Source organism: Pseudomonas sp. GOM7, from assembly GCF_026723825.1.
Taxonomy (GTDB): Bacteria; Pseudomonadota; Gammaproteobacteria; order Pseudomonadales; family Pseudomonadaceae; genus Aquipseudomonas.
The window spans coordinates 5,065,642-5,092,086 of record NZ_CP113519.1; the positions used below are offsets into that span (position 1 = coordinate 5,065,642).

Sequence of the window (26,445 nt, forward strand, 5' to 3'; positions counted from 1 at the left end):
AACTTGGCCTTATCCCTTGCGGGTAAACGCCAGAACTCGCTCGTCGGCCAGCGGCACCAGTTGCGGGTGCTGCCAGCCGGCTACCTCACCCACGCCCACGACCAGCAATCCTCCCGGCACCAGGCTCTCGACCAGGCGATTGAGGATGTCGCGACGGCGCCAGCGGCGGAAATAGATCAGCAAGTTCTGACAAAAAATCACATCCATGCCGGACATCGGCGCCGTGGCCAGTTCCAGCACATTGAGCCGGGCACAGCACACACGTGCCGCCAGGCTCGGTACCACCTTGAAACGTCCATCGGCCTGCGCGAGAAAATAGCGTTCGCGCAGCTCACTGCTCACCTGTTCCAGGCGGCGCGCCGAGTAGCAGCCTTCGCGGGCCTTCTCCAATGCGCCCAGGCTGATATCCGTGCCGGTTACCGCGAAGTGCTCCGGCGCCTCGCTGCCCTGCAATGTCTCGGCCGCCAGGATGGCCAGGGAATAAGGCTCCTCACCACTGGAGCAGCCCACGCTCCATAGCTCCCAGGGCTTGCCCAGCCCGCCCGCCAGGCGCTCCTGCAGGTACTGCCCGAGCACCTCGAACGAAGGCTGATGGCGGAAGAAGCGGGTCTCCTGCACGGTCAGACGATCCAGCAGGGTGGACCACTCCACCGCACCACGCGGCCCATCGGTCACCTGGCGGTAGTAGCTGGCGTAATCCGTCACGCCCAGTTCGCGCATGCGCGCGCTCAGGTTGGTCTGCAGGAATGCACGGCGTTGCTCGCTGACGACCACGCCGGTGCGCTCTTCGAGGAGCGTCTGCCAGTCGTGGAAATCGGCTTGCGACATGTCGGCCACGGGCGACAACGCCCAGATGCCGGCTGGCTGCATACCCTGCCCCTCGCCCTTTGTCATGGCTGTCACGCGGCAGTCGCGTCGGCCCGCCGCTCTCCTTTATCAGGCGTCCGGGAGGGTGAAACCGGAAACCGACTTGCGCATCTCACTGGCCATCTTGGCCAGGTTACCGATGCTGCGCGCGGTGGCGGTGGTACCCGAGGACGTCTGCGAGGTGATTTCCTGAATCACGTTCATGGTGTTGGAAATGTGGCCGGCCGAAGAGGCCTGCTGCCGTGCAGCGTTGGAGATGTTCTGGATCAGCGCCGCGAGGGTTTTCGATACCTTCTCGATCTCCTCCAGAGCCACCCCGGCGTCCTGCGCCAGGCGGGCACCGCGCACCACTTCGGAAGTCGTCTGCTCCATGGAGATAACGGCTTCGTTGGTGTCGGTCTGAATGGTTTTCACCAGCGCCTCGATCTGCTTGGTCGCCGCCGAGGAACGTTCTGCGAGGCGTTGTACCTCGTCCGCTACCACGGCGAAGCCGCGGCCTGCATCACCGGCCATGGACGCCTGGATCGCGGCGTTCAGGGCGAGAATGTTGGTCTGGTCGGCAATGTCGTTGATCAGGCTTACGATGTCACCGATCTCCTGGGACGATTCACCGAGGCGCTTGATCCGCTTCGAGGTGTCCTGGATCTGCTCACGGATGTTGTCCATGCCGGTGATGGTGTTGTGTACGACTTCGTTGCCCTTGTTGGCGATGGCTACGGAACGTTCCGCTACCGCCGAGGATTCGCTGGCGTTGGCCGATACCTGGTCGATGGACACGGCCATCTCGTTGATCGCCGCGGAAGCGCCGGCAATTTCCTGTGCCTGGTGCTCGGAGGCCTCGGCCAGATGCATGGCAGTGGCCTGGGTTTCCTGGGCGGCCGAGGCCACCTGCACGGCAGTCTGGTTGATGGTGGCCACCAGGTCGCGGAGCTGGTCGATGGAGTAGTTGATGGAGTCGGCGATGGCGCCGGTGAAGTCTTCGGTCACCGTCGCGGCCACTGTCAGGTCACCGTCGGCGAGGTCGGCGATCTCGTCGAGCAGACGCAGAATCGCCGCCTGGTTGCGTTCGTTCTTCTCGGCGGTTTCGGCCAGACGGCGGTTGGTTTCACGCACCATCACCAGGCCGATGAGGATGATCGAACCCAGTGCCAGAACGCCCAGCGCATAACCGAACAGGGTGTTGATGGTGCGCCCTTCGGCCTGCCCCTCGAAGCCGACGGCCAGTTCCGAGGCCTTGTCCAGCAGGGTCTGCGAGACGGTGAAGATGGAGTTGGCCGATTCACGCACCTGGAACAGTTCCGGCGAGGTTTCCAGAATCTCGTCCACCGAACCGGAGACGAACTCGAACAGCTCGGAGATTTCCGAGAGGCGCTCCTGGGCCTCTGCGTCGGTCACCTGGCTGATCTCCATGGCCGCATTGCCTTCGAGCATGGCATTGAGCACGCGGCCGAACAGGCTGGCGTCACGACCGAACATGTCGGCGGCCTGCACCGAATCCTCGTCGCCGGCCAGCACCTTGTTCACCGAGCCGAGAATACGCTCGGCCAGCAACGACTGACGCTGGGCCACGGCCACCTGGGCCGCCGGCGCGCCACTTTCCAGGAGGATGTCGACCACCTCCTCGTACTCGACCTGCAACTGCGGAATGGTTTCGGCCAGGGTGGCAGCCACCTGGTGCAACGACAGTACGGTCTGCTCGCTGGCCAGGATGGCGTCGGCATTCTGCCGCAGGCTGTCCCAGTCCTGCTGCACGGCTGCCATCTGCGGCGCCACCGCCTCGGGTGCCGGCGGCAGCCCGGTTTCGGCGTCCCCGTCGGTGAGGAAGTTCCAGCGCTGCTGGAAGTCGTTGCGCGCATCGCGCAGCAGGCCGAAAGCCTCGGACTTGCCGGTGGCCGCTTCCGTGGCGTTCTTGGCGATACGCTGGGACAGGACGCGCAGCTCACCGGAGTGACCGATGTACTCGGTGTCGTAGTTCGACTGCGTATTCATGTACGCGAAGTTGGCGAACTCCAATATGATGGAGACGATCAGCACCACGAACAGGCCCGCGATCAGCGCACTGCTACGCGCTCCGCCCAACAAGTTGCTTGCATTGAGTTTCTTCATTATCTGGCCCCCGCCTGGACCAACCGCACAACGGCTTTCGTGTAACGCCAAAAGGCCGACAAAGCCGACCCAACCGAAAATCTTCTAATAAGCGACATCGAGGAACGCCTGGTCTCGTATCAGAGCCTGTGGACTGAAGACCAACCAGGGTTGCTCACGCTGGAATAGCCCGTGGATGAAGGGCTGCATGCTCGCCTCCAGAGGCGGTAGCTGCTCGGAAAAGCTATCCACGGGGAAATGCTGCATACCGAAGACTTCGTCGACCGTAAGGCCTGCGAAGATGTCCTGGTGATCAACGACCAGCACGCGGCGCAACTTGCGCAGCGGCGACAGCTCATTGCCGAAGAAACCACACAGATCCATCACCGGCAGCAAACGACCACGAACGTTGGCCACACCCTTGACCCAGCTCTTGACCCCCGGCAACTGGGTATAACGCGGCTCGTGGAGCACCTCGCCCACTTCCCCCATCGGCGCCACGAAATAGCGCTCGCCCATGCGAAAACCGATGCCGCTCCAGGTCTGCACCGCCGCCTGCTGGGATGGCAGGCCGGCTGCCAGCGCACGACAACGCTGGTCGATGTCGAGCAGAATCTGGAAAGGGGTCAATACGTCCGACATGCCCGCCCTGGCCTTCTTATGGAGTATTCGGACGACACGGCATCAGGGCACCTCTAAAAACGACCTGCGCTGCCATCACTGCCTCGCCTGGTTTTTTAGAGGTATCCATCAACCGGCCAGTACCGAGTTGAGGGTTTTCAGCAGCGTATCTTCGTCGACCGGCTTGGTCAGGTAATCCTTGGCGCCCTGGCGCTTGCCCCAAACCTTGTCGGTTTCCTGATCCTTGGTGGTGACGATGATCACCGGGATATGACTGGTTTCGGCATCCTTGGTCAGTTGACGAGTCGCCTGGAAACCATTGAGGCCGGGCATGACGATATCCATCAGCACGACGTCGGGTTTCTCCTGGCGGGCCAGGGCCACGCCGTCAGCACCATTTTCCGCCTTCAGCACCTGATGGCCGTGCTTTTCCAGCATGGCGGTCAGTTTGTACATCTCGGTCGGGGAGTCATCAACTATCAGAATTCGAGCCATGGTGTTTCCCAATACAGAAGAGGCGTACGACCCGTGGGCCGCGACGTCAGGAGGCTTGTTCTACCGGAGTGAAGTCCGGCACATGAGTCTTGATGGCACCGAGCAGCTCTTCCTTGCTGAAGGGCTTGGTCAGATACTGATCGGAACCCACGATGCGTCCTTTGGCCTTGTCGAACAGACCATCCTTGGAGGACAGCATGATCACCGGGGTGGATTTGAAAGCACTGTTGTTCTTGATCAGGGCACAGGTCTGATAACCATCGAGACGCGGCATCATGATGTCGACAAAGATGATGCTTGGATGGGTGTCGGCGATCTTGGCCAAGGCATCGAAGCCGTCGACCGCAGTGATGACTTCGCAGCCCACCTTCTTCAGCAAGGTTTCCGCAGTGCGACGAATCGTCTTCGAGTCGTCGATCACCATCACTTTCAAGCCGTCGCAATGCTGTTCCATGTTTGCCCTACCATCGCCTCGGTGAGTCGTTCATTTACTTGCTTTCAGTATGCCTGAGGCCCTGTTACCGGAGGGCGTGCGCACCACCGACGGGCCTTTGTAGCACACTCTCCAGATGCAATCTATAAGCCCGCCGGGGCGCTCAGCACCCTTGACCACCGCCCCGCCTGACGCCACCCTGACAGCCCTTACCCGGCACAATCCACAAGGCTTGCGCCCCTATCTTTCCTGCGGAGAGTCACCCCATGAGCCTTCGTCTCGGGATCGTCATGGATCCCATCGCGGACATCAGTTTCAAGAAAGACAGCTCGCTGGCCATGCTGCTGGCGGCCCAGGCTCGCGGCTGGTCGCTGCTCTACATGGAACAACGGGATCTTTACCAGGCCCGCGGCCAAGCCCGAGGCCGCATGCGCCCGCTGAAGGTATTCAACGACGCGCAGCACTGGTTCGAGCTTGCCGACGAGCAGGACAGCCCCCTTGCCGAACTGGACGTGATCCTGATGCGCAAGGATCCGCCCTTCGATAACGAGTTCGTCTACTCCACTTATCTATTGGAACAGGCCGAGCGTGACGGTGTACTGGTGGTCAACCGGCCACAGAGCCTGCGCGACTGCAACGAAAAATTCTTCGCCACCCAGTTTCCTCAATTCACACCACCGACCCTGGTCAGTCGCCGGGCCGATATTCTGCGCCAGTTTGCCGATGAGCACCGTGACATCATTCTCAAACCCCTGGATGGCATGGGCGGATCACAGATATTTCGCCACCGTGCCGGCGACCCCAATCTCTCGGTGATTCTGGAAAGTCTCACTCAGCATGGACAGCAACAGATCATGGCGCAAGGCTACCTGCCAGCGATCTTGGAGGGCGACAAGCGCATCCTGATGATCGATGGCGAGCCGATCCCCTACTGCCTGGCGCGCATTCCCGCTGCTGGCGAAACGCGCGGCAACCTGGCTGCAGGCGGCCGCGGCGAAGCTCGCCCACTGACCGAGCGGGACAAGGAGATCGCCGCGGCCGTCGGCCCCACGCTACGGGAAAAGGGATTGATCTTCGTCGGCCTCGACGTGATCGGTGAGCACCTGACGGAAATCAACGTCACCAGCCCCACCTGCATCCGTGAGATCGATGCGGCCTTCGATACCCGTATCGGCGAACGCCTGATGGCCTGCATCGCCGAAAAACTTGGCGCAAAAGCTTGACGCAAGTGGCAGCCTGGCGCTTCAAGCTTGCAGCCTGAAGCGCCGCGCCGCAGACTGCGCGTCACTCAAAGCAGACCCGATGTGCGATGAACGCAGCAACCCCTACACCCACCGCCAGCTCGACCAAAGTGCGCCCGGCCGACCGCCTGGGCTTCACCCTGTTCGTCGCGGCAGCGCTGCACATCGCCCTGATTCTCGGGGTCGGCTTTACCCTGGAGCCGCCGCCGCAGATCAGCAAGACCCTGGAAATCACCCTGTCCACCTTCAAGAGCGAGGACAAGCCCAAGGAGGCGGACTTCCTCGCTCAGGATAACCAGCAGGGTAGCGGCACCCTGGAACAGGCGGCCGCGCCGAAGACCACCGAACAGGCTCGCTTTCAGGACAGCGAGGTACGCAAGGTCACCCCACCCAGCGCACCGCAGCAACCGGCCAGCAAGCAGGAAGCGCCGAAGGCGGCCGTTGCCACCCGCGCGCCCCAGCAGCAGAAAACCCCGGTCAAGCGCGAAGAAAGCAAACCCGTGCGCGAAACCAAGCCGGCGCCGGTCTTCGACTCCGCGCAGCTCTCGGCGGAAATCGCCAGCCTGGAGGCCGAGCTGGCCCAGGAAGTTCAGGCCTACGCCAAGCGCCCGAAGATCTACCGCCTCAGCGCCGCCTCGACCATGCGCGACAAGGGCGCCTGGTACAAGGACGAGTGGCGCAAGAAGGTCGAACGCATCGGCAATCTCAACTACCCCGATGACGCCCGTCGCCAGCGCATCTACGGCAGCCTGCGCCTGCTGGTGTCGATCAACCGCGACGGCAGCCTCTATGAAGTGCAGGTGCTGGAGTCCTCCGGCCAGGCCGTGCTCGACCAGGCCGCCCAGCGCATCGTGCGCCTGGCCGCGCCCTATGCCCCCTTCACCGGCGACCTGGCCGACATCGACCGCCTGGAGATCATCCGCACTTGGCGCTTCGAGCGCGGCGACCGGCTGTCGAGCAATTGATAGGAGCAGCTGCAAGCCGCAAGCTTCAAGCCGCAAGAAAAGCCACCCTCACCCACCAGGCTTTTCGCTTTTACTTGCAGCTTGTGGCTTGCAGCTTGCGGCTTCAAACTACCCGTCATGAAGACTTCAGCCCCCACTTCGCTCAAGCATCACTTTCTGATCGCCATGCCGCACATGGCCGATCCGAACTTCGCGCAGACCGTCACCTACCTGGTCGAGCACAACGATCAGGGCGCCATGGGTCTGGTGATCAACAAGCCCAATGGTCTCAACCTGGCCGACGTTCTGGAGCAATTGCGCCCTGACGAAGAGCCGGCGGCGCTGTGCCACAGCCTGCCGATCTTCGCCGGCGGCCCGGTGCAGACCGATCGCGGCTTCGTCCTGCATCCGGCTGGCCAGCAGTTTCAGGCCACCCTGGATCTGGGCGAGCTGGGCCTGTCCACCTCGCAGGACGTGCTATTCGCCATCGCCGACGGCAATGGCCCGGAGCGTTACCTGATCACCCTCGGCTACGCCGGCTGGGAAGCCGGGCAACTGGAAGCCGAGCTGGCCGAAAACGCCTGGCTGACCTGCCCGGCCGATAACGCCATCCTCTTCGATCTGCCCTTCGACCAACGCCTGAATGCCGCCGCCGCATGCCTCGGCGTCAACCTCAGCCTGCTCACCTCGCAGGCCGGGCACGCCTGATGAGCGACAAGCCACTACGCCTGCTGCTGGGCTTCGATTACGGCACCAAGCAGATCGGCGTCGCTGTCGGCCAGGTGATCACCGGCCAGGCCCGCGAGCTGTGCACGCTCAAGGCGCAGAACGGGGTGCCGGACTGGAGCCGCGTCGAAGCGCTGATCAAGGAATGGCAGCCGGACGCCGTGGTGGTCGGCCTGCCACTGAACATGGACGGCACGCCCAGCGAGATGAGTGCCCGCGCCGAGAAATTCGCCCGTCGCCTCAATGGCCGCTTCAACCTGCCAGCCTATACCCACGACGAACGCCTGACCACCTTCGAGGCCAAGGGCCAGCGCCTGCGCGAGGGTCAGAGTGGCGGCTACCGCGAGCGCCCGGTGGATGCCCTGGCCGCGGCGCTGCTGCTGCAAGGCTGGCTCGAGGAACATTGCCCGGGCTGAACCTGTCGGCCCGCAACGAGGAGTCTGTGATGCTACCCAACCCCAACGACCTGCTGCCAGCCATGGCCAGCGCGCTGACCCAGCACCTGAACCAGCGCCAGATCGGCGAACCCCGCTTCATCGGCATCCGCACTGGCGGCGTCTGGGTCGCCCAGGCCCTGCTGGCCGCACTGGATCGCGATGACGCCCTGGGCATCCTCGACGTGTCGTTCTACCGCGACGATTTCACCCAGAACGGCCTGCACCCGCAGGTGCAACCGTCCGAGCTGCCGTTCGAGATCGAGGGCCAGCACCTGGTGCTGATCGACGACGTGCTGATGAGCGGCCGTACCATCCGCGCCGCGCTGAACGAACTGTTCGATTACGGCCGCCCGGCCAGCGTCACCCTGGTCAGCCTGCTCGACCTCAATGCCCGCGAGCTGCCGATCCGCCCCGACGTGGTCGGCGCCACCCTGTCGCTGGCGGCCAACGAGCGGGTAAAATTGTCCGGCCCCACGCCGCTGACCCTCGAACTCCAGACGCTCGCCAACTGAGACTCCCTGCGATGACGCCACTCGCCGCCAAGCGCCCGCTGCAACTGAACGACCAAGGTCAGTTGCGCCACTTCCTCTCACTCGACGGCCTGCCCCGCGAGCTGTTGACCGAAATCCTCGACACCGCCGACTCCTTCCTCGAAGTCGGCGCGCGGGCAGTGAAGAAGGTCCCACTGCTGCGCGGCAAGACCGTGTGCAACGTGTTCTTCGAGAACTCCACGCGCACCCGCACCACCTTCGAGCTGGCCGCCCAGCGCCTGTCGGCCGACGTCATCAGCCTCAACGTTTCCACCAGCTCCACCAGCAAGGGCGAGACGCTGTTCGACACCCTGCGTAACCTCGAGGCCATGGCCGCCGACATCTTCGTCGTGCGCCATGCCGATTCCGGCGCCGCGCACTTCATCGCCGAGCACGTGTGCCCGAACCTGGCGATCATCAACGGTGGCGACGGCCGCCATGCGCACCCGACCCAGGGCATGCTCGACATGCTCACCATCCGCCGCCACAAGGGCGACTTCGAGAAGCTCTCGGTGGCTATCGTCGGCGACATCCTGCACTCGCGGGTGGCGCGCTCGAACATGCTGGCGCTGAAGACCCTGGGCTGCCCGGACATTCGCGTGATCGCACCGAAGACCCTGCTACCCATCGGCCTGGAACAAAGCTACGGCGTGCGCGTGTTCAGCGACGCCAACGAAGGCCTCAAGGACGTCGACGTGGTGATCATGCTGCGCCTGCAGCGCGAGCGCATGCAGGGCGGCCTGCTGCCCAGCGAGGGCGAGTTCTACCGCCTGTTCGGCCTCACCGAGCAGCGCCTCAAGCTGGCCAAGCCGGATGCCCTGGTGATGCACCCTGGCCCGATCAACCGGGGTGTGGAGATCGAATCGGCAGTGGCCGACGGCCCGCAGTCGGTGATCCTCAACCAGGTCACCTACGGCATCGCCATCCGCATGGCCGTGCTTTCCATGGCCATGAGCGGGCAGAACGCCCAACGTCAACTCAATGCCGAGGAGGCCAACTGATGCGTACCGCAATCCTCGGCGCCCGCGTGATCGACCCGGCCAGCGGCCTGGATCGGGTCAGCGACCTCTATATCGATGGCGGCAAGCTGGTCGCCATCGGCCAGGCACCAGCCGGTTTCGCTGCCGACAAGACCCTCGACGCCCAAGGCCTGATCGCGGCACCCGGCCTGGTCGACCTGTCCGTGGCCCTGCGCGAACCAGGCTACAGCCGCAAGGGCAGCATCGCCACGGAGACCCTGGCCGCAGCGGCCGGCGGCGTCACCAGCCTGTGCTGCCCGCCGATCACCAAGCCAGTGCTGGATACCCCCGCAGTGGCCGAGCTGATCCTCGACCGCGCTCGCGAAGCCGGGCACACCAAGGTCTTCCCCATCGGCGCGCTGAGCAAGGGTCTGGCCGGAGAGCAGCTTGCAGAGCTCGTTGCGCTGCGCGATGCCGGCTGCGTGGCCTTCGGCAACGGCCTGGACAACTTCCGCAGCGCCCGCACCCTGCGCCGCGCCCTGGAATATGCAGCCACCTTCGATCTGCAGGTGATCTTCCACTCGCAGGACTTTGATCTGGCCGAAGGCGGTCTGGCGCATGAGGGCCCGACCGCCAGCTTCCTCGGCCTGGCCGGCATTCCAGAAACCGCCGAAACCGTGGCCCTGGCCCGCGACCTGCTGCTGGTGGAACAGAGCGGCGTGCGCGCGCACTTCAGCCAGATCACCAGCGCTCGTGGCGCCGAGCTGATCGCCAACGCCCAGGCGCGCGGCCTGCCGGTGACCGCCGATGTGGCGCTGTACCAGTTGATCCTCACCGATGAGGCGCTGATCGACTTCTCCAGCCTGTACCACGTGCAGCCGCCGCTGCGCTCGCGTGCCGACCGTGACGGTCTGCGCGAAGCGGTGAAGGCGGGTGTGATCTCGGCCATCGCCAGCCACCACCAACCACACGAGCGCGATGCCAAGCTGGCGCCCTTCGCCGCTACCGAGCCAGGTATCAGCAGCGTGCAACTGCAACTGCCGCTGGCCATGACTCTGGTGCAGGACGGCCTGCTGGATCTGCCAACCCTGCTGGCACGCCTGTCCAGCGGCCCGGCCGCCGCGCTGCGCCTGCCGGCAGGCAGCCTGAGCGTCGGCAGCGCAGCCGATATCCTGCTGTTCGATGCGCAGGCCTCCACCGTCGCAGGTGAGCAGTGGTATTCCAAGGGCAGCAACTGCCCCTTCATTGGCCATTGCCTGCCCGGCGCGGTGCGCTACACCCTGGTCGACGGGCATATCAGCTACCAGGGCTGAGCCGACGCAAGCCCACCAGCCGGCGGGCTTGCGTAGGGTGCGCTATGCGCACCAGCCTCTAGAGGGTTCTTGGTGCGCACGGCGCACCCTACCCCCGGTTCATAGTCCCGCCCATCCGCGACACACCCCATTCTCGCCACGACATTGGACGCGAGCGTGACTCGACAGTCATGATCCACGTCAGGTTAGGCAGCCGAAATTTTCCAAACGCCACCGCCCTATGACCCCACCCGCGCCCACTGGCGCCGGTTCGGCGTCGCGCTGGCCTTGTTCAGGAGCTCTTGAGTTATGTCGCGCTTACCTGTGATCGTGGGTTTTGGGGGTTACAACGCAGCCGGGCGCAGCTCCTTCCACCATGGTTTCCGTCGCACCGTGCAGGAGTCACTGGAACCCCAGGCGCGCCAGGAGACCCTGGCCGGGCTGGCGCAAATGATGAAGCTGGTGCGCGTGGTCGATGGCCAGTACCAGGATCAGCACGGCCAGCCGCTGAGCCTGGCCGAGATCGAAAGCCGCTACGCCAAGGACATTCTCGCCGGCACTCTGGTGCGCCGCATCGAGCAGCAGCACCTGGATCCGGACGCGGCGCACTGGCAGAAAAGCATCGGCGTCGCCCCCGCCAATGGCGCGAGCCTCAGCTTCGTCACCCTGCGCAAGCAACTGCCCGAGCCACTGCCGGCCAACTGGTCGGTGGAGGAGCTGGAGGGCAACGAAGTGCGCGTCACCCTGCACGATAGCTGCGAGTTCAAGGTGGACAGCTACCGCCCACTGGCGGTGAAATCCGCCGGCCAACTGCCCACCGGCTTCGAGCCGAGCGAGCTGTACAACTCGCGCTTCCATCCGCGCGGCCTGGCCATGACCGTGGTCGGCGTCACCGACGCGCTGCGCTCGGTGGGCATCGACTGGCAGCGCATCGTCCAGCACGTGGCCCCGGACGAGATCGCCGTGTTCGCCAGTTGCATCATGAGCCAGCTCGACGAGAACGGCTTCGGCGGCATGATGCAGTCGCGCCTCAAAGGTGGCCGCGTCACCGCCAAGCAACTGGCCCTGGGCCTGAATACCATGCCGGCGGACTTCATCAACGCCTACGTGCTCGGCAGCGTCGGTACCACCGGCAGTATCACCGGTGCCTGCGCCAGCTTCCTCTACAACCTGCAGAAAGGCATCGAGCAGATCGCCGCGGGCAAGGCGCGCGTGGTCATCGTCGGCAGCAGCGAGGCGCCGATCAACCAGGAGTGCATCGAGGGCTACGGCGCCATGGGCGCGCTGGCCACCGAGGAAGGCCTGCGCCAGATCGAAGGCAAGAGCGAGGTGGACTTCCGCCGCGCCAGCCGCCCGTTCGGCGACAACTGCGGCTTCACCCTGGCCGAAGCCTGCCAGTTCGTGGTGCTGATGGACGACGAACTGGCCCTGGAACTGGGCGCCGACATCCACGGCGCGGTACCGGACGTGTTCATCAACGCCGATGGGTTCAAGAAGTCCATCTCCGCCCCCGGCCCGGGCAACTACCTGACCGTGGCCAAGGCCGTGGCCAGCGCCGTGCAATTGCTCGGCCTGGACGCCGTGCGTAACCGCAGCTTCGTTCATGCCCACGGCTCCAGCACCCCGGCCAACCGCATCACCGAGTCGGAGATTCTCGACCGCGTCGCGGCGGCCTTCGGCATCGAGCAGTGGCCGATCACGGCGGTGAAGGCCTTTGTTGGCCATTCCCTGGCCACTGCCAGCGGTGACCAAGTGATCGCCGCCCTTGGCGCCTTCAAGTACGGCATCGTGCCCGGCCTGAAAACCATCGATGCCGTCGCCAGTGACGTCCATCAGGCCCACCTGAGCTTGTCCACCGAGGATCGCAAGCTGGGTGAGCAGGCACTGGACGTGGCCTTCATCAACTCCAAGGGCTTTGGCGGCAACAACGCCAGCGCGGTGATCCTCGCACCACATGTGGCCGAGCGCATGCTGTGCAAGCGCCACGGCCAGGCCGCTTTCGACGCCTACCTGGCGCGCCGCGAGGGCACCCGTGCCGCCGCCGCCGCTTATGATCAACAGGCGCTGCAGGGCAAGCTGGACATCATCTACAACTTTGGCAACGACATGATCGACGACCAGGCCATCTCCATCACCACCGAGGAAGTGAAGGTGCCCGGCTTCGAGCAGCCGCTGGTGTTCAAGAAGGATGCGCGTTACAGCGATATGCTCGATTGAGCAAAGCGCCGCGATGCCGAATCCGTAGGATCGAGGGATGCCGCTACCGGCGCTCAGTCGTAGGGTGCGCCATGCGCACCAGCCGTATGACCGTGCCAATCAGGGTACGCACGGCCTAGTCGGCCCCGCGCACCCTACAGGTCACAGACTGCGCGCCAGCTCGATCAGCTCGCCACGCCACTCGGCAGCAGCAGGCAAGGCCAGAAACGAGGAGTTGAGGAAGGATTCGCGCGCCTCGTAGGTCAAGGGTGCGCCGGCCAGATCCAGGACCTCGCCACCCGCACCTTCCAGCACCCCCTGCGCCGCTGCGGTGTCCCATTGTGAGGTGGGCGCCAGGCGCGGGTAACAGTCGGCATTGCCTTCGGCCAGCAGGCAGAACTTCAGCGAGCTGCCGATATTTGCCAGTGCCGGCTCACCAAAACGGGCGGCCAAACCGGCGAGCAAGGTTTCTTGGGCGGCACTGGAGTGACGCTTGCTGGCCACCAGGGTAAAGCCCTGCGCAGGTGCCAGGCGCACGCGAATCGGTTGTTCATCACCCGACACATCGCTGCGCCAGGCACCCAAACCGGCGCCGCCGTAATAGCAGCGCCCGCTGGCGGGAATACCAACCACGCCGAAGACCACGCGGCCACGCTCGATCAAGGCGACATTGACGGTGAACTCTTCGGAACCGGCAATGAATTCCTTGGTGCCATCGAGCGGATCGACCAGCCACCAGCGCGTCCAGGCAGCGCGCTCGGCCAGCGGGATATCGGCGGCCTCTTCCGACAGCACCGGCACCTCCGGCGCCAGCGCCTGCAGGCCATCGAGAAGAATATGGTGCGCGGCCAGATCGGCGGCGGTCACTGGCGAGGCATCGGCCTTCTCCGTTACCGCAACGTCGCTACGCCAATAAGGCAAAGTCGCCGCGCCGGCTTCACGCACCAGCTCGATCACCTGGGGAATATAGGGATGGCTCACGGGCGGAACTCCCCGCGCTGGGTCAGCAGGTCACGCACCAGGTACAGCGCGGCCAGTGCCCGGCCTTCGCTGAACTGCTCATGCTGGGCCAGGCTGGACAGCTCACGCAGGCTGATGCGATCGACCCGCATCGGCTCGGGCTCATCACCCGGCAGACGCTCCTCGTACAGATCACGCGCCAGCACCACCTTGATCTTCTGGCTCATGTAGCCGGGCGACAAGCTCAGCTCGGTGATGTACTCCAGCTCGTGAGCGCCAAAACCAGCCTCTTCCTTGAGCTCGCGGTTGGCCGCTACCAGCACGTCCTCGCCCGGCTCGATCAGCCCCTTGGGCAGCGAGAGCTGGTAGTCGTCGGTACCGCCGCAGTATTCCTCGACCAGCACCGCATGCTCGGCATCGAGCATGGCCACCACCATCACCGCGCCGTAGCCCGGCCCCTTGCCGACCAGTCGCTCGTAGGTGCGCTCGGCGCCATTGGAAAAACGCAACTGCACCTCCTCGACACGGAACAGGCGACTGCTGGCGACGATCTCGCGAGCGAGAACCGTGGGTTTTTGACGCATGGGGCGACTCCTTGGCGAAACCTGGTCGGTTATCATACAGCGGCTTTGACGATTATCCCCGGCGCAGATTGCGCGTTCGCGACGCTGGCCGGCAGATTCACGACCTCTACTCATCAGGCGCGCCTATGCCCCATCTGCCCTGGCACCAGATCGACACCGTCCTGCTGGACATGGACGGCACCCTGCTCGACCTGCACTTCGACAATCACTTCTGGCTCACGCACCTGCCCCAGCGTTACGCCGAGCACCATGGCATCAGCCTGGCGCTGGCCGAGGCCGAGCTGCTGCCGCTGTTTCGTGAACATGCCGGCACGCTGAACTGGTACTGCACGGACTTCTGGAGTCGCGAGCTGAACCTTTCGATCCGCGAACTCAAGCGCGAGGTGGCCCACCTGATCGCCCCGCGCCCGGATGCCGAGGCGTTTCTGCGCGCCCTGCGCGAAGCCGGCAAGCGGGTGGTGCTGATCACCAACGCGCACCGCGACTCGCTGTCGCTGAAGCTGGAGCGGGTGGAACTGGCGCCCTGGTTCGAGCGCCTGATCAGCTCCCACGACTACGGTTTCCCCAAGGAAGATCAGCAGTTCTGGTTCGCCCTGCGCCAGGACGTCGGCTTCGACCCGGCGCGCAGCCTGTTCATCGACGACAGCCTGCCGATCCTGCGCAGCGCCGGTCGCTTCGGCGTCGCCCATCTGCTCGCCGTGCGCCAGCCGGACAGCCAGGCCGGGCCGAAGGACACCGAGGAGTTCGCGGCGGTGGAGGATTACCGCGCACTGCTGCCCTGAGCAGCCTGCTAGAACTCGGTGACCACGGTGACCCCGGCCACACTCGAACGCTCCATGGCCATCAGCGCCGCCACCGACTGTTCCAGGCTGATGGTCTGGCCGATCAGCCTTTCCGGTGCCAGCTTGCCGGAGCGCATCATTGCCAGCATGGCGTCGTAACGATGCGCCTGCATGCCATGGCTGCCGATGATCTCCAGCTCGTGAGCGATGACCCTGTCCATCGGCACGCTCGGATTGGCGTGATCGGCCAGCATCAGGCCGACCTGAATATGCTTGCCGCGCTTGCGCAGGCTCCTGATCGAGTTGACGCAGGTAAGCGGATGGCCCAGGGCGTCCAGCGAAACATGCGCGCCGCCACCGGACAGCTCGGCGACAGCAGCGGCGACGTCGTCGCAGCGGCTGGCATCGAGGGTGGCCACCGCCCCCAGCGAGCGGGCCAGGGCCAGCTTATCCTCGGCGATGTCGATGGCCACCACATTGGCGCCGATGGCATTGGCGATCATCACCGCCGACAGCCCGACGCCACCACAACCATGCACCGCCACCCATTGCCCGGCGCTTACCCGGCCCTGATCGACCACGGCACGGAACGAGGTAACGAAGCGACAGCCCAGGCTGGCCGCCGTGGCGAAGTCGAGCGATTCAGGCAAGGGCACCAGGTTGAGATCGGCATGCTGAATGCCGACGTACTCGGCGAACGAGCCCCAGTGGGTAAACCCCGGCTGGAACTGATGATCGCATACCTGATGATTGCCGCTATGACATTGCCCGCAATGGCCGCAGCCGCTGACGAAGGGCACCGTCACCCGGTCGCCCACCTTGAAGCGGCGCACGTCACGGCCAACCGCTGCCACGATTCCGGCGAATTCATGCCCCGGAACATGCGGCAACTGGATATCGGGGTCGTGCCCCATCCAGCCATGCCAGTCGCTGCGACACACGCCCGTGGCCATGACCTTGATCACCACACCATCGGCCACCGGTGTCGGGTCGGCCACCGTCATCACCCTGGGAGGAGCGGAAAAACGCTCGTAAACCACCGCTTTCATGTTGCTGAGCCTCGCGTTGCGTCGATGGCTCCATGCTAGAGCGAGAGCCAGAAATTACCTTTCCATTTGCGCCTGGCCATCTGCCAGAATGGCAAGAATCTTTCAGCATTGACATCAAACAGAGCAGACTCTCGCCATGATCATCTTGGACAGGGTGGATATCGGCATTCTCGAACGCTTGCAGCGCGATGGCCGCCTGAGCAACGCCAGGCTCGCCACGGCGCTCTCGATCAGCGAGACCCCTTGCTGGCGACGCCTCAGGCGCCTGGAAGAAGAAGGAGTCATCGAGGGCTACCAGGCCAATCTCAATCGCCGCAAGCTGGGCCTGGGCGTCATGGCCTTCGTCCAGCTCACCTGCACCGAGCATGACGAAGCCACCACCCGTGCCTTCGAGGCCATCATCGCCACTTCGGCCAATGTCCTGGCCTGTCACAACACAACGGGCGAAGCCGACTTCCTCCTGCAGGTGGTGGCCAGGGACCTGGACGACTACAGCCTGTTCGTCGAGCAGGTGCTGAGAAAGCTCCCGGGTGTCTCGGCCATTCGCTCCAACCTCTCGCTGCGCGAACTGAAATCATCCAGCCGCCTGCCGCTTTCCTATGGCGGGCTCGACTGAGCCAGCAGCATGCTTGCCACCGAGCTGTAATCGGTTACCACTCGCCCACTAGAATCCGGGCAGACCAGGAGTGCCCATGGATATCAAGCAACTGAAATTTCTCGTCGCCCTCGACGAAACCCGCCACTTCGGCCAGGCCGCGGCGCGTTGCCACGTGACCCAACCGACCCTGTCCATGCGCCTGCGCCAACTGGAAGAAGAGCTGGGCCTGGAGCTGGTACGGCGTGGCCAGCGCTTCGAGGGTTTCAGTGCCGAGGGCGAGCGTATCCTCGCCTGGGCCCGCAGCCTGCTCGCTGCCGAGGATGGCCTGTACGCCGAGGCCGCCGCCTGCCGTGGGCACCTGGTGGGCACCCTGCGCCTGGGCGTGGTACCACTGGCCAGCTTCGACCCGATGCACCTGGTCAGCCTGTTCGCCGAGCAGCATCCCAGCCTGAACTTCCAGTTGCACGCCCTGAGCAGCGAACGGATCATCGAGGGCCTGGGGCGCAACCAGCTCGATCTAGGCCTGTCCTACCTCGACCGTCTGGATCGCCAACACTTCGCCTGCCTGGAACTGGCCGAAGCGCGCATGGGGCTGCTGTTCTCACCCCAGCACTTCCCCTTCGCCAGCAACAGCCTGCGCTGGGACGAGCTGGCAGCCGTGCCACTGGGCCTGCTTTCCAGCGGCATGCACTTTCGCCAGTCCATCGATCACAGCTTCCGTGCGCGCGGGCTGAGCCCCCGAGTGCGCCTGCAAACCGACGCCGTGCATCAGTTGACCCGTGCTGTCAGTGCCGGCTTGTGCTGCAGCATCATGCCACTACAGACCGGCGACTGGCCGGCCGCTCCGCACCTGCGCCTGCTGCCCATCGAAGACGCGCACACCCTTGCCCCCATGGGCCTGATCCGGCGTCGTGGCGCTCCCGATTCGCCGCTGGCGCAGGCCTGCTTCGAGGCCGCGGAACAGTGGCTGGCGCGTCATTCGGCAGATTGATAGACCCTGTCGATCAGGATATCGAATCATACGATTAGACGACCGCCGAGCAACGGCTTAGGCTAGCTGAGTCAAATTGTCTCAGGGAGTCAACGATGCCCCAGCGCAAAGCCTCCCCAGCCGCTTCCAGCGCCTACAGCTACGCCGAACTGGGCTCTCGCCAGGCCCATCAGGCCGCACTGGCCGAAGAATGCGCCCTGGCCATCAGCTACAACGATCTGAACCAGGCGGTGATGATGGTTTCGCCCCATCACCTGGAAGATTTTGCAATAGGTTTCAGCCTCGGCAATGGCTTGATCAGCTCTATCGATGATATCTATGACATCAGCATCCGCGGCCTCGCCGAGAGCCGCGAGGCGCGTCTGGAAGTCAGCAGCCGCTGCTTCTGGGCGATCAAGCAACAGCGCCGGCAAATGGCCGGCAGCAGCGGTTGCGGCCTGTGCGGTGTGGATGCTCTGGAACAGGCACTGCCTAAGCTGCAGGCACTGCCCGGAGCGCCGCTGCCCCCTCTGGCGCACCTGCAGGGCCTGCGTGAACGCATTGGCGAACAGCAGCAACTGGCCCGCAACAGCGGCGCCCTGCATGCCGCCCTGTTCATCGATGGGCAAGGCGAGATCCGCCTGTGCCGCGAGGACATCGGCCGCCACAACGCCCTGGACAAACTGATCGGCGCCCTGGCCCGCCAGCGTATCGACACTGCCACCGGCTTCGCCCTGGTCACCAGCCGCTGCAGTCTGGAGCTGCTGCACAAGGCCGTGCGCGCCGGCCTCGGCACTCTCGTCAGCCTGTCGGCGCCCACCGCCCTGACCGTCGAGTGGGCACGCCGCCATCGCCTCAACCTGATCCATCTTCCCCATCACAGTACGCCACGGGTCTACAGCCCGGCGCCCGTTCCTGAAGAATCCGCATGAGCCTGCAACCCGTCGACCCGCGTTACAAACCCTACAGCGGCCCCGCCGCCGGCTGGGGTGCGCTGAAGAGCGTCACCCGCTTCTGGCTGGACAGCAAGCAGCCGTTCAAGAACCTGCGCGCCCTGCTCAAGACCAACCAGAATGGCGGCTTCGACTGCCCCGGCTGCGCCTGGGGCGATTCGCCCGAGGACGGCCGCATCAAGTTCTGCGAGAACGGCGCCAAGGCGGTCAACTGGGAAGCCACCAAGCGCCGCGTGGACGCCAGCTTCTTCGCCCGTTACACGGTCAGCCAACTGCGCGAGCAGAGCGACTACTGGCTCGAATACCAGGGTCGTCTGACGCACCCGATGCGCTACGACGCCAGCACCGACCGCTACGTGCAGACCTCCTGGGACGAGGCCTTCGCCCTGATCGCCGAGCACCTCAAGGCGCTGCCGAGCCCGGATCAGGCCGAGTTCTACACCTCCGGTCGCGCCAGCAACGAGGCGGCGTACCTCTATCAGTTGTTCGTCCGCGCCTACGGCAGCAACAACTTCCCCGACTGCTCGAACATGTGCCACGAGGCCAGTGGCGTGGCGCTGATCGAAAGCATCGGAGTCGGCAAGGGCACCGTCACCTTCGCCGACTTCGAGCATGCCGACGCCATCTTCGTGTTCGGCCAGAACCCCGGCACCAATCACCCGCGCATGCTCGAACCGCTGCGCGAGGCGGTCAAGCGCGGCGCCCAGGTGGTCTGCTTCAACCCGCTCAAGGAGCGCGGTCTGGAACGTTTCCAGCACCCGCAGCATGCCCTGGAGATGCTCACCAACGGCTCCGAACCGCTCAACACCGCGTTCTTCCGCCCGGCCCTGGGCGGCGATATGGCCGCCGTGCGCGGCATCGCCAAGTTCCTCCTGCAATGGGAACGCGAGGCGCAAGCCAAGGGCGAGCCGCCCGTGTTCGACCACGCCTTCATCGCCGAACACACCGATGGCCTGCAGGCCTATCTGGAGACGGTGGACGCCACCGACTGGCAGCATATCGAGCAGCAATCCGGGCTGCCTCTGGCCGAGATCGAGCAGGCCGCGCGCATGTACCGCCGCGCCGAGCGGGTGATCATCTGCTGGGCCATGGGCCTGACCCAGCATCACCATTCGGTGCCGACCATCCAGGAAATCGTCAATCTGCAATTGCTGCGCGGCCAGATCGGCCGCCCCGGTGCCGGCCTGTGCCCAGTGCGCGGCCACAGCAACGTGCAGGGTGACCGCACCATGGGCATCAACGAACGCCCGCCGGCAGCATTGCTCGATGCCCTGGAAAAGCGCTTCGGCTTCAGCGTGCCACGCCACGACGGCCACAACACGGTGGAGGCGATCAACGCCATGCTCACGGGCCAGGCCAAGGTGTTCATCGGCCTCGGCGGCAACTTCGCCCAGGCCACCCCGGACAGCCCGCGCACCCATCAGGCCCTGATGAACTGCGCGTTGACCGTGCAGATCAGCACCAAGCTCAACCGCAGCCACCTCACCGTCGGTCACGACGCGCTGATCCTGCCCTGCCTGGGGCGTACCGACATCGACCGCCAGGCCAGCGGCCCGCAGGCGGTGACGGTGGAGGACTCGTTCAGCATGATCCACGCCTCCTACGGCCAACTGGAGCCGCTGGCCGGCAGCGACATGCGCTCGGAGCCGGCCATCGTCGCCGGTATCGCCAAGGCCACCCTGGGCAACCACCCGGTGGACTGGGAGGCGCTGATCGTCGACTACGACCGCATCCGCGAACTGATCGCCGACACCATCCCAGGCTTTCAGGACTTCAACCGCCGCGTCGCCCATCCCGGCGGCTTCTACCTCGGCAACTCGGCTGGCGCGCGCACCTGGCAGACCAGCAGCGGGCGCGCCCGGTTCATGGCCCATGCGCTGCCGCAGAGCCTGATCCACGCGCGCATCCGTGACAGCGGCCAGCAACCGGATCTGATCCTGCAGACCCTGCGTTCGCACGACCAGTACAACACCACCATCTATGGCCTCGACGACCGTTACCGCGGCGTGCGCGGCCAGCGCAACGTGGTCTTCGCCAACGAGGTCGATATCCGCCGCCTGGGCCTGAGCCCGGGGCAGAAGGTGGACATGCTGTCACTCTGGGACGACGGCATCGAGCGCAAGGTGGAGGGCTTCACCCTGCTGGCCTTTGACATCCCCGCCGGCCAGGCTGCGGCCTACTACCCGGAAACCAACCCGCTGGTGCCGCTGGACAGCTACGGGGTCGGCAGCCACACCCCGACCAGCAAGTTCGTCGCCATCCGCCTGCTGCCGGCGCAAACGGGCAACCTGCTGGCGGCGAGCTGACGGGAGGCGCGGAACCTCGCTCGGGGCCAGCAGGTCAATGGCATGACGCCGAAACACGGCTCCCTGACGAGGTTTTCATGAAGTCACTGCAACTCTTCTTCCTTTCCCTGGGCATCGGTAGTGGCGGCTACGCTTTCGCCGACAATACCGAGGCCGGTCTGGGCGGCGCATTGGGTGGTGTGGTCGGCGCGATGGTTGGCCAGCAGGTCGGCGGCAATACTGGCGCGGCGGTGGGTGCGGGCTTGGGCGGCGCAGCCGGCAGCATGGTCGGTGCGGATCGCCGCAGCCGCACCGAAGCAGCCATTGGCGGCGGCCTGGGCGCGGCGGGCGGCAATGTGCTCGGCCAGCAGGTCGGTGGCAATACCGGCGGCCTGGTCGGAGCCGCCGTCGGTGGCGGCGCCGGCGGGGCGCTGGGCAACCACATGGGCAACGCCAGCTACGACGACGATCGGCGTGGCAAGCACCACCACGGCAAGAAGCATCGCCACGGCAAGAAACACTGGCATCGTCGCTGATGTGTCAGTGCGGGCCGACCGCGCAAGGCCGGCCCGCGTTTATCCCTCGCTCAGCAGACGCTGCAACGCCGCTCTCAGGCTCGCCGGCATACTGACCGGCCGGTTGCTCGAACGATCCACGAATACGTGCACGAAGCGCCCGGCGGCACAGGCCTGTTCCTCGCCGACCTTGAAGATCGCCAACTCGTACTGCACCGAACTGTTACCCAGCTTGCCAACGCGCAGCCCGACCTCGATGGCCTCGGGGAAGGCAATGGAAGCGAAGTAGTCGCAGGCCGAGCTGACCACGAAACCCACCACCTCGCCTTCATGAATATCCAGCCCACCTTCGGCGATCAGGTAGGCATTCACCGCGCTGTCGAAGTAGCTGTAATAGGTGACGTTGTTGACGTGGCCATAGATGTCGTTGTCGTGCCAGCGCGTGGTGATCGGCTGGAAGTGGCGGTAGTCGCCACGCAGGTGTTGAGGTTGGCTCATCGAGAGTCCTTTTGGATGGCATGGTGCGCGCGGCGCACGCCGACATGTAGGGTGCGCCGCGCGCACCAGCGGCAATCTCGCGTCAATAGGCAGCCTGGTAAATGGCCAGCGCCTGCTGCTCGTTCATCTCGCGCGGGTTGTTCACCAGCAGGCGCTGCTGCAGCATGGCGTCCGCCGCCAGTGTCGGCAACATGGCCTCGCTCACCCCGGCATCGCGTAGGCGCGTCGGCAGGCCGCTGCGTTGGCTGAAAGCGGCCAGGGCCTCGATCAGTTGCTCGGTCTGCGCCACCGCACTGCCTGCACGCAGGCGTTCGCCCAAAACCAACGGCGCCAGCTCGGCATACAGCGGCGCGGCGGCGGGCGCATTGAAGGCCAGCACCTGCGGCAGCACCAGGGCGTTGGACAACCCATGAGGGATATGGAAGTGGCCACCCAGGGGATAGGCCAGGGCATGCACCGCCGCCACAGGCGCATTGGCGAAGGCCTGGCCGGCCAGGCAGGCGCCGAGCAGCATGGCCTGGCGCGCCTCGCGGTTGCCGCCGTTGTGCACCACCTCATCGAGATTGGCCGCCAGCAGACGCAGCGCCTCACGCGCCAGCAGGTCGGAAAGCGGGTTCTTCTTCAGTGCACTGGTGTAGGCCTCGATGGCATGCACCATGGCGTCGATGCCGGTGGCCGCAGTGACCGCCGCTGGCAGGCCGAGGGTCAGGTCGGCGTCGAGCAGGGCCAGATCGGGCAGCAGCAGCGGCGACACCACACCCATCTTGGTGGTTTCGCCGGTGGTGACGATGGCGATGGGCGTCACCTCGGAGCCGGTACCGGCGGTGGTCGGCACCTGGATCAGCGGCAGGCGCCGGCCACGGGCATTGCCGACGCCATAGATATCACCCAACGCCTGAGCACAGTCGGGATGCGCCAGCAGCGCCACCAGCTTGGCCACGTCCATCGAGCTGCCGCCACCGAAGCCGACCACCAGCTCCGCCCGCATCTCCCGGGCCTGTGCCACGGCCGTCAGCACCACGGCCTCGGGCGGGTCGGCCAGCACCTGGTCAAACACCTGCACGGCCATGCCAGCGCGGGTGAAGCCCGGCAACAGTGGTTCAAGCAGGCCCAGCCGGGTGATGCCGGGGTCGGTGACGATCAGCACGCGCTGGGCGCCGCGCTCGCGGCAAAGTTCGGCCAGGCGCAGGCTGGCGCCGGATTCGCAAAGCATCTGCGCGGTGGTGGCGAAGCTGAAGGGATGCATGGGATTGCTCCTCTTGTTGTAGCCCGGATGCAATCCGGGGTTGATCGTGCAATCGGTGGCGGATGGTGCGCACAGCGCACCCTACTTCTGTAGGGTGCGCCGCGCGCACCAATCACCCACGTTAGAAGGCGAAGCTGTCCTCGGCCATGGCCATCAGACACCCCGCTCCACCCAACAGCGCCTCGCGGTGCGCGCTGGCGCGCGGCAGCATGCGGCGCAGGTAGAACTCGGCGCTGTGCAGCTTGGCCTGGTAAAAGTCCGCCTCGCCGCTGCCCGCGTCCAGCACATCCTGCGCCCGCGCCGCAGCCTGCAGCCAGAAGCCGGCCAGCAGCACATAGGCAGAGTACTGGAGAAAATCCACCGAAATGGCACCGATCTCCTGCGGATCGCGCTGGCAGGCGGCAATCACGTCACTGCTCAGTTCACGCCATTCGCCCAGGCGGGCCTGCACGACGGTCGCCATTTCCTTCAGCGCCGGGCGCGAGGCCTGGACATCGCACAGTGCGCTGAACTCGCCCTGCAGGGCACTCAATTCGGCGCCACCATCAGCCAGCAATTTGCGGCGGATATAGTCCAGTGCCTGGATGCCATTGGTGCCTTCATAGAGCTGGGTGATGCGGCTGTCGCGCATCAGTTGCTCCATGCCCCACTCACGAATGAAGCCGTGGCCGCCATAAACTTGCACAGCATGGCTGGCCACTTCCTGGCCCATGTCGGTGAAGAACGCCTTGACGATGGGAATCAGCAGCGCCGCGCGCTTGCCGGCCGCCTTGCGTGCCTCGGGCAAGTCGGCGCCGTGCTCCAGGTCGAGCTGGCGCGCGGTATAAGCGGCCAGCATGCGGCAGCCTTCGACCAGGGTCTTCTGGGTCAGCAGCATACGCCGCACGTCAGGGTGAACGATGATCGGGTCGGCCGCCTTGTCCGGCGCCTGCACCCCTGCCAGCCCACGCGATTGCAAACGCTCGCGGGCGTAGCGTAGCGCACCCTGGAAGGCCGCCTCGCCTATGCCCAAACCCTGCAGGCCGACCTGAAAGCGCGCGTCGTTCATCATGGTGAACATGCAGGCCAGGCCCTGGTTGGCCTCGCCCACCAGCCAGCCCGTGGCACCGTCGAAGTTCATCACGCAGGTGGAGGCGCCCTTGATGCCCATCTTGTGCTCGATGGCGCCGCAACTCAGGGCGTTGCGTTCACCCGGCGCACCCTCGGCAGTGGGCAGGAACTTGGGCACCAGCAGCAGGCTGATGCCCTTCACCCCGGCCGGCGCATCCGGCAGGCGTGCCAGCACCAGGTGGATGATGTTCTCCGACAGATCCTGCTCGCCGCCGCTGATGAAAATCTTGTTGCCGGTAACCCGGTAGCTGCCGTCGGCCTGTGGCTCGGCGCGGGTGCGCAGCAGGGCCAGGTCGGTGCCGGCCTGCGGCTCGGTCAGGCACATGGTGCCGGTCCACTGACCGCTGACCAGCTTGTCCAGATATTGCTGCTTCAGCGTTTCGCTGCCGTGCTTGTGCAACGCCAGCACGGCGCTCTCGGTCAGCCCGGAGTAGATGCGGAAAGACAGCGACGCGCCCATCAGCATCTCATGGAAGGCAAAGGCCACCAGTTGCGGGAAGCCCTGACCGCCATATTCCACCGGCCCGGTCATGCTCGCCCAGCCGTTATCCACGTACTGCCGGTAGGCCTCGGCGAAACCCTTGGGCGTGCTGACCTGGCCGTTCTCCAGGTGGCAGCCCTCTTCGTCGCTGTTGCGATTGAGCGGGGCTATCTCGCCAGCGGCGAATGCCGCCGCTTCTTCCAGCACGCCGTCGATCAGCTCGCGATCCAGGCCGTTGCCCAGGCGCTGGCAGTGCTCCGCTGCATCGAAGAGTTCGTGCAACACGAAGCGCATATCGCGCAATGGTGCCTGATAGCTCATACCTGGCCCTCCTGTACGTCACTGAAACGCTTGTTGTCGCTGGCCAGGCGCTCGATCAGCGCCGCCGGCTGCCAGTGTGCGCCGAAACGTTCGGCCAGGTGCAACAGGCGCTGACGGATGGCCGCGACGCCCTCGCCATCGGCCCAAGCCATCGGCCCGCCGCGCTCGGCAGGGAAGCCGTAGCCATTGAGGTAGACCAGATCGATGTCGTGGCTATTGGCAGCGATCTTCTCTTCGAGAATCTTCGCCCCCTCGTTGACCAGCGCCAGCAGGCAGCGCTCGAGAATCTCCTCGTTATCGATGTCACGACGGGCGAAGCCCAGGCGCTCGGCCTCGGCCTGCACCAGGGCGTCCACCTCGGGGTCATGCTCGGCCTGGCGGCTGCCTGGTGCGTAGAGGTAGTAGCCCTTGCCGCTCTTCTGGCCGAAGCGGCCCAGCTCACAGAGGCGGTTGTCCACTTGCACCGCTGGGTCGTCCTGGCCCTGGCCGGCCAGCTCGCGGGCACGCCATTCCAGGTCGATACCGACCACGTCGTACATGCGGAACGGCCCCATGGCGAAGCCGAAGCCCTGCAAGGCAGCGTCCACCTGATGCGGCCAGGCGCCTTCGAGCAGCAGCATGCGCGCCTCGCGCACGTAGGTGTGCAGCATGCGATTGCCGATGAAACCGTGGCAGTTGCCGGCCACCACCGCCACCTTGCCCATGCGCGCGCCCAGTTCCTGAGCGGCCTCGAGCACGGCCGGCGCAGTCCTGGCACCGCGCACGATTTCCAGCAGTTTCATGATGTGCGCCGGGCTGAAGAAGTGCAGACCCAGCACGAATTCCGGCCGCGAGGTGACGGCGGCGATGGCGTCGATATCCAGCGCCGAGGTATTGCTGGCGAGGATGGCGCCGGGCTTCATCACCGCGTCCAGCTCACGGAAGATGCTTTGCTTGAGTTCGAGGTTCTCGTACACCGCCTCGATCACCAGGTCGGCCTCGGCCAGCGCCGCGTAGCCGTCCACGGCCTCGACGCGCGCGCGCCGCGCTGCGGCCTCGGCCGAGTCGATACGGCCCTTGGCGACGTTGTGCGCCCAGGTTTGCTCGGCCATCTCCAGGCCGGCCTCGACCATCTGTGGGTTGTTGTCCAGCCACAGCACGCGCAGGCCGGCATTGGCCAGGCTGATGACGATACCGCGGCCCATGGTGCCGGCGCCGATCACGGCGGCACAGCGAAGCGGCGAGACGATGTTGTTCATTGTTGTTCCTCTCGAAAGGCGCCCAGAAG

The 26,445-nt window shown here is 65.2% G+C and carries 26 protein-coding genes; 14 read left to right on the forward strand and 12 right to left on the reverse strand.

Annotated features, from left to right (window positions below):
• Window positions 1-9 precede the first annotated feature (9 nt).
• The 5 genes from OU800_RS22540 to pilG all read right to left on the reverse strand — a co-directional run bounded on the left by OU800_RS22540 (window position 10) and on the right by pilG (window position 4,522).
• On the reverse strand, window positions 10-870 hold the full coding sequence (locus tag OU800_RS22540; protein ID WP_268184410.1) for a protein-glutamate O-methyltransferase: 861 nt from the start codon (window positions 868-870) through the stop codon (window positions 10-12).
• 66 nt (window positions 871-936) lie between these two features.
• Complete coding sequence (locus OU800_RS22545; RefSeq protein WP_268179615.1) at window positions 937-2,973, reverse strand: methyl-accepting chemotaxis protein; 2,037 nt, start codon at window positions 2,971-2,973, stop codon at window positions 937-939.
• An 84-nt stretch (window positions 2,974-3,057) separates the two neighbouring features.
• Complete coding sequence (locus OU800_RS22550; protein WP_268179617.1) at window positions 3,058-3,594, reverse strand: chemotaxis protein CheW; 537 nt, start codon at window positions 3,592-3,594, stop codon at window positions 3,058-3,060.
• Between the two features lie 108 nt (window positions 3,595-3,702).
• Entirely contained in the window at window positions 3,703-4,068 is a 366-nt protein-coding gene (pilH, locus tag OU800_RS22555) for a twitching motility response regulator PilH (RefSeq protein ID WP_268179619.1), read from the reverse strand.
• A gap of 46 nt (window positions 4,069-4,114) precedes the next feature.
• Window positions 4,115-4,522 carry a twitching motility response regulator PilG gene (gene pilG, locus OU800_RS22560; RefSeq protein ID WP_268179621.1) on the reverse strand — a complete coding sequence of 136 codons (408 nt, stop codon included), beginning with the start codon at window positions 4,520-4,522 and terminating at the stop codon, window positions 4,115-4,117.
• Between the two features lie 245 nt (window positions 4,523-4,767).
• Here pilG and gshB point away from each other — a divergent pair, with 245 nt between their 5' ends.
• From gshB to OU800_RS22600, 8 genes are all read left to right on the forward strand, one after another.
• Window positions 4,768-5,724: a glutathione synthase gene (gene gshB, locus OU800_RS22565; RefSeq protein ID WP_268179623.1), complete on the forward strand. Its 957-nt coding sequence runs from the start codon at window positions 4,768-4,770 to the stop codon at window positions 5,722-5,724.
• Window positions 5,725-5,810: 86 nt separating this feature from the next.
• The gene (locus OU800_RS22570) at window positions 5,811-6,707 is read left to right on the forward strand and encodes an energy transducer TonB (RefSeq protein ID WP_268179625.1); all 897 of its coding nucleotides are present in this window, start codon (window positions 5,811-5,813) and stop codon (window positions 6,705-6,707) included.
• Window positions 6,708-6,824: 117 nt separating this feature from the next.
• On the forward strand, window positions 6,825-7,394 hold the full coding sequence (locus OU800_RS22575; protein WP_268179626.1) for a YqgE/AlgH family protein: 570 nt from the start codon (window positions 6,825-6,827) through the stop codon (window positions 7,392-7,394).
• Window positions 7,391-7,828: a Holliday junction resolvase RuvX gene (ruvX, locus tag OU800_RS22580; RefSeq protein WP_268184412.1), complete on the forward strand. Its 438-nt coding sequence runs from the start codon at window positions 7,391-7,393 to the stop codon at window positions 7,826-7,828. Before OU800_RS22575 ends, ruvX begins: the two co-directional genes overlap by 4 nt.
• A 26-nt stretch (window positions 7,829-7,854) precedes the next feature.
• A complete protein-coding gene (gene pyrR / locus OU800_RS22585) occupies window positions 7,855-8,361 on the forward strand; it encodes a bifunctional pyr operon transcriptional regulator/uracil phosphoribosyltransferase PyrR (RefSeq protein WP_268179627.1) in 507 nt (168 codons plus the stop codon).
• A gap of 11 nt (window positions 8,362-8,372) precedes the next feature.
• Window positions 8,373-9,380, forward strand: coding sequence for an aspartate carbamoyltransferase catalytic subunit (locus tag OU800_RS22590; protein ID WP_268179629.1), 1,008 nt, complete (start codon window positions 8,373-8,375; stop codon window positions 9,378-9,380).
• On the forward strand, window positions 9,380-10,651 hold the full coding sequence (locus OU800_RS22595) for a dihydroorotase (protein WP_268179630.1): 1,272 nt from the start codon (window positions 9,380-9,382) through the stop codon (window positions 10,649-10,651). The genes OU800_RS22590 and OU800_RS22595 overlap by 1 nt, the downstream gene beginning before the upstream one ends.
• A 288-nt stretch (window positions 10,652-10,939) precedes the next feature.
• Complete coding sequence (locus OU800_RS22600) at window positions 10,940-12,847, forward strand: beta-ketoacyl synthase (protein WP_268179631.1); 1,908 nt, start codon at window positions 10,940-10,942, stop codon at window positions 12,845-12,847.
• Between the two features lie 141 nt (window positions 12,848-12,988).
• Here the strand turns inward: OU800_RS22600 and cysQ are convergent, their stop codons facing one another.
• Window positions 12,989-13,807, reverse strand: a complete 819-nt coding sequence (gene cysQ, locus OU800_RS22605; RefSeq protein WP_268179632.1) for a 3'(2'),5'-bisphosphate nucleotidase CysQ — start codon at window positions 13,805-13,807, stop codon at window positions 12,989-12,991.
• Entirely contained in the window at window positions 13,804-14,370 is a 567-nt protein-coding gene (nudE, locus tag OU800_RS22610) for an ADP compounds hydrolase NudE (protein WP_268179634.1), read from the reverse strand. Before nudE ends, cysQ begins: the two co-directional genes overlap by 4 nt.
• A 125-nt stretch (window positions 14,371-14,495) precedes the next feature.
• Here nudE and yrfG point away from each other — a divergent pair, with 125 nt between their 5' ends.
• The gene (yrfG, locus tag OU800_RS22615; RefSeq protein WP_268179636.1) at window positions 14,496-15,152 is read left to right on the forward strand and encodes a GMP/IMP nucleotidase; all 657 of its coding nucleotides are present in this window, start codon (window positions 14,496-14,498) and stop codon (window positions 15,150-15,152) included.
• Between the two features lie 8 nt (window positions 15,153-15,160).
• Here the strand turns inward: yrfG and OU800_RS22620 are convergent, their stop codons facing one another.
• Window positions 15,161-16,201, reverse strand: coding sequence for a zinc-dependent alcohol dehydrogenase family protein (locus OU800_RS22620; protein WP_268179637.1), 1,041 nt, complete (start codon window positions 16,199-16,201; stop codon window positions 15,161-15,163).
• Window positions 16,202-16,337: 136 nt separating this feature from the next.
• Here OU800_RS22620 and OU800_RS22625 point away from each other — a divergent pair, with 136 nt between their 5' ends.
• The 5 genes from OU800_RS22625 to OU800_RS22645 all read left to right on the forward strand — a co-directional run bounded on the left by OU800_RS22625 (window position 16,338) and on the right by OU800_RS22645 (window position 21,543).
• Window positions 16,338-16,817, forward strand: a complete 480-nt coding sequence (locus tag OU800_RS22625; protein ID WP_268179639.1) for an Lrp/AsnC family transcriptional regulator — start codon at window positions 16,338-16,340, stop codon at window positions 16,815-16,817.
• A 76-nt stretch (window positions 16,818-16,893) separates the two neighbouring features.
• The gene (locus OU800_RS22630) at window positions 16,894-17,790 is read left to right on the forward strand and encodes a LysR family transcriptional regulator (RefSeq protein WP_268179641.1); all 897 of its coding nucleotides are present in this window, start codon (window positions 16,894-16,896) and stop codon (window positions 17,788-17,790) included.
• Window positions 17,791-17,885: 95 nt separating this feature from the next.
• Window positions 17,886-18,701, forward strand: a complete 816-nt coding sequence (gene fdhD, locus OU800_RS22635) for a formate dehydrogenase accessory sulfurtransferase FdhD (protein WP_268179643.1) — start codon at window positions 17,886-17,888, stop codon at window positions 18,699-18,701.
• Window positions 18,698-21,028: an FdhF/YdeP family oxidoreductase gene (locus tag OU800_RS22640; RefSeq protein ID WP_268179645.1), complete on the forward strand. Its 2,331-nt coding sequence runs from the start codon at window positions 18,698-18,700 to the stop codon at window positions 21,026-21,028. Before fdhD ends, OU800_RS22640 begins: the two co-directional genes overlap by 4 nt.
• Before the next feature lie 77 nt (window positions 21,029-21,105).
• Window positions 21,106-21,543, forward strand: coding sequence for a glycine zipper domain-containing protein (locus tag OU800_RS22645; RefSeq protein ID WP_268179646.1), 438 nt, complete (start codon window positions 21,106-21,108; stop codon window positions 21,541-21,543).
• A gap of 39 nt (window positions 21,544-21,582) precedes the next feature.
• Here OU800_RS22645 and OU800_RS22650 read toward each other — a convergent pair whose 3' ends face one another.
• The 4 genes from OU800_RS22650 to OU800_RS22665 form a co-directional block, all read right to left on the reverse strand.
• Window positions 21,583-22,020: an acyl-CoA thioesterase gene (locus tag OU800_RS22650; protein ID WP_268179647.1), complete on the reverse strand. Its 438-nt coding sequence runs from the start codon at window positions 22,018-22,020 to the stop codon at window positions 21,583-21,585.
• 82 nt (window positions 22,021-22,102) lie between these two features.
• The gene (locus tag OU800_RS22655) at window positions 22,103-23,266 is read right to left on the reverse strand and encodes an iron-containing alcohol dehydrogenase (protein ID WP_268179649.1); all 1,164 of its coding nucleotides are present in this window, start codon (window positions 23,264-23,266) and stop codon (window positions 22,103-22,105) included.
• Window positions 23,267-23,387: 121 nt separating this feature from the next.
• The gene (locus OU800_RS22660) at window positions 23,388-25,178 is read right to left on the reverse strand and encodes an acyl-CoA dehydrogenase C-terminal domain-containing protein (protein ID WP_268179651.1); all 1,791 of its coding nucleotides are present in this window, start codon (window positions 25,176-25,178) and stop codon (window positions 23,388-23,390) included.
• Window positions 25,175-26,416, reverse strand: coding sequence for a 3-hydroxyacyl-CoA dehydrogenase (locus OU800_RS22665; RefSeq protein WP_268179653.1), 1,242 nt, complete (start codon window positions 26,414-26,416; stop codon window positions 25,175-25,177). The genes OU800_RS22660 and OU800_RS22665 overlap by 4 nt, the downstream gene beginning before the upstream one ends.
• Between the last annotated feature and the right edge of the window lie 29 nt (window positions 26,417-26,445).

Bases quoted from the DNA above. Each gene is read 5' to 3' on its own strand.
- OU800_RS22540 (WP_268184410.1), bottom strand. From the start codon at position 870: ATGCAGCCAGCCGGCATCTGGGCGTTGTCGCCCGTGGCCGACATGTCG.
- OU800_RS22545 (WP_268179615.1), bottom strand. From the start codon at position 2,973: ATGAAGAAACTCAATGCAAGCAACTTGTTGGGCGGAGCGCGTAGCAGT.
- OU800_RS22550 (WP_268179617.1), bottom strand. From the start codon at position 3,594: ATGTCGGACGTATTGACCCCTTTCCAGATTCTGCTCGACATCGACCAG.
- pilH (WP_268179619.1), bottom strand. From the start codon at position 4,068: ATGGCTCGAATTCTGATAGTTGATGACTCCCCGACCGAGATGTACAAA.
- pilG (WP_268179621.1), bottom strand. From the start codon at position 4,522: ATGGAACAGCATTGCGACGGCTTGAAAGTGATGGTGATCGACGACTCG.
- gshB (WP_268179623.1), top strand. From the start codon at position 4,768: ATGAGCCTTCGTCTCGGGATCGTCATGGATCCCATCGCGGACATCAGT.
- OU800_RS22570 (WP_268179625.1), top strand. From the start codon at position 5,811: ATGAACGCAGCAACCCCTACACCCACCGCCAGCTCGACCAAAGTGCGC.
- OU800_RS22575 (WP_268179626.1), top strand. From the start codon at position 6,825: ATGAAGACTTCAGCCCCCACTTCGCTCAAGCATCACTTTCTGATCGCC.
- OU800_RS22590 (WP_268179629.1), top strand. From the start codon at position 8,373: ATGACGCCACTCGCCGCCAAGCGCCCGCTGCAACTGAACGACCAAGGT.
- OU800_RS22595 (WP_268179630.1), top strand. From the start codon at position 9,380: ATGCGTACCGCAATCCTCGGCGCCCGCGTGATCGACCCGGCCAGCGGC.
- OU800_RS22600 (WP_268179631.1), top strand. From the start codon at position 10,940: ATGTCGCGCTTACCTGTGATCGTGGGTTTTGGGGGTTACAACGCAGCC.
- nudE (WP_268179634.1), bottom strand. From the start codon at position 14,370: ATGCGTCAAAAACCCACGGTTCTCGCTCGCGAGATCGTCGCCAGCAGT.
- yrfG (WP_268179636.1), top strand. From the start codon at position 14,496: ATGCCCCATCTGCCCTGGCACCAGATCGACACCGTCCTGCTGGACATG.
- OU800_RS22620 (WP_268179637.1), bottom strand. From the start codon at position 16,201: ATGAAAGCGGTGGTTTACGAGCGTTTTTCCGCTCCTCCCAGGGTGATG.
- OU800_RS22625 (WP_268179639.1), top strand. From the start codon at position 16,338: ATGATCATCTTGGACAGGGTGGATATCGGCATTCTCGAACGCTTGCAG.
- OU800_RS22630 (WP_268179641.1), top strand. From the start codon at position 16,894: ATGGATATCAAGCAACTGAAATTTCTCGTCGCCCTCGACGAAACCCGC.
- fdhD (WP_268179643.1), top strand. From the start codon at position 17,886: ATGCCCCAGCGCAAAGCCTCCCCAGCCGCTTCCAGCGCCTACAGCTAC.
- OU800_RS22640 (WP_268179645.1), top strand. From the start codon at position 18,698: ATGAGCCTGCAACCCGTCGACCCGCGTTACAAACCCTACAGCGGCCCC.
- OU800_RS22645 (WP_268179646.1), top strand. From the start codon at position 21,106: ATGAAGTCACTGCAACTCTTCTTCCTTTCCCTGGGCATCGGTAGTGGC.
- OU800_RS22650 (WP_268179647.1), bottom strand. From the start codon at position 22,020: ATGAGCCAACCTCAACACCTGCGTGGCGACTACCGCCACTTCCAGCCG.
- OU800_RS22655 (WP_268179649.1), bottom strand. From the start codon at position 23,266: ATGCATCCCTTCAGCTTCGCCACCACCGCGCAGATGCTTTGCGAATCC.
- OU800_RS22660 (WP_268179651.1), bottom strand. From the start codon at position 25,178: ATGAGCTATCAGGCACCATTGCGCGATATGCGCTTCGTGTTGCACGAA.
- OU800_RS22665 (WP_268179653.1), bottom strand. From the start codon at position 26,416: ATGAACAACATCGTCTCGCCGCTTCGCTGTGCCGCCGTGATCGGCGCC.